The organism is Amycolatopsis sp. CA-126428, assembly GCF_002904335.1.
GTDB lineage: Bacteria > Actinomycetota > Actinomycetes > Mycobacteriales > Pseudonocardiaceae > Amycolatopsis.
In genome coordinates, this window is the sequence record NZ_PPHF01000008.1 from 1 (window position 1) to 1,784 (window position 1,784).

Annotated in this window: 1 protein-coding gene and 1 pseudogene; both read left to right on the top strand. The window is 64.8% G+C overall.

The window, feature by feature from the left end:
* Positions 1-71: 71 nt before the first annotated feature.
* A pseudogene (locus C2L58_RS01590) lies at positions 72-608 on the top strand (PQQ-dependent sugar dehydrogenase); the annotation flags it as partial.
* A gap of 13 nt (positions 609-621) precedes the next feature.
* On the top strand, positions 622-1,784 hold a 1,163-nt coding region (locus tag C2L58_RS01595; RefSeq protein WP_103335198.1), incomplete at its 3' end, for a glycoside hydrolase family 28 protein.

A 1,784-nucleotide genomic window follows, 5' to 3' on the forward strand; every position in this document is an offset into this window, starting at 1 on the left:
TTGGAAACCTCAACCGGTCACCGGGAAGGTACGCCCCCTTCCCAGCCATCCACAGATTTCAAGCATTGCTCCTCAACGGCAAGATCCTGCGGCTCAACCCCGACGGCAGCGCGCCCTCGGACAACCCGTTCGGCAACTACGTGTGGAGCTACGGTCACCGCAACCCCCAGGGCCTGGCGTTCGACTCCCAGGGCCGGTTGTGGGAGCAGGAGTTCGGCAACGCGGTCATGGACGAGACGAACCTCATCACCAAGGGCGGCAACTACGGCTGGCCGGCGTGAGAAGGAACCTCCGGGACGTGCGGCACCGCCGGCTTCATCGCTCCCAAACGGACCTACCCCACCGCCGACGGCTCCTGCTCCGGCATCGCCATCGTGCGGGACGTGCTTTACGTCGCCTGCGAACGCGGAACCCGCATGTACCGCGAAGTCATCAGCGGCAGCGACCTGACTAACGTGCAGACCTACTTCAACGGCACCTACGGCCGGCTGCGCACCGTGGAACCCGCTCCCGACGGTGGCCTGTGGCTGACCACGAGCAACAACGGCGACAAGGACAGCATTCCGAACAACAGCAACGAAAGAATCTTCCACGTCGCCCTCGGCTGAAAGGTGAGGACGTATGAACCGCACCAGCACCCTGTCGGGCATCGTCATTGCGGCGGTCACCATCCTGTCCGGGTCGGCCGCCGCGGACGCCGGCAGCCCGGCAGGCCCGGCATCGAGCGCCGCGGCCGCCGTGTTCAACGTCAGGGACTACGGGGCCGTGGGCGACGGCCACGTCAACGACAGCCCCGCCATCGCCAAGGCGATCACCGCGGCGAATGCCGCAGGCGGTGGCACGGTGGAGTTCGCCGCTGGCACCTACAAGTCCAAGAACACCGTCCACCTCAAGAGCAACGTGACGATCCAGCTCGACGCCGGGTCCACCGTCCTGGGCTCGGTCGCCGAAACCTACGACGCCGCCGAACCCAACGCCAACGACAGGTACCAGGACTACGGACACAGCCACTTCCACGACGCCATGTTCTACGGCGACAACGTGACCGACATCGGCTTCACCGGCTCCGGCACCATCGACGGCGGCGGCTACCTGGTCACTGCCACCAGAAATCCGGCCGCAGGCGAAGCCGACAAGATCATCTCACTGACTCGCTGCAAGAACCTCACCCTCAGCGGCGTCACCCTCCGCCGCGGCGGCCACTTCGCCGCACTGATCAACGACTGCGACCACGTCGTCTCCGACCACCTCACCATCGACACCGCCGGCGACCAGGACGGCTGGAACATCATCTCCACCACCAACGTCACCGTCACCAACGCGAACATCTCCGCCAACGACGACGCGCTGGTCTTCAAGAGCGACTACGCTCTCGGCGCCAAGCTCCCCAACGGACACGTCACGGTGACCAATTCGACGCTCTCGGCCCGGTGCTGCAACGCGCTGATGTTCGGCTCCGAAACCTGCGGCGACTTCACCGCCTACCAGTTCCAAGGCATCAAGATCACCGGCGCTGGCAAATCCGGCCTTGGCATGGTTTCCATGGACGGCGCCACCATCTCCGACGTCCACTACCGCGATATCACCATGACCGGCGTCCGCTCACCGATCTTCCAGAAGATCGGAACCAGAAAGCGCTGCGGCGACAATCCCGGCGTCGGCCACATCAGCAACGTCACCTACGACAACATCACCGCGACCGGCAGCAACCCCGGGTCTGCCCAGGGTTTGCTTGACACCTCATGTGTGAGGCTTCGGCCTTGCGTGGAAGGATGTCACCCGTG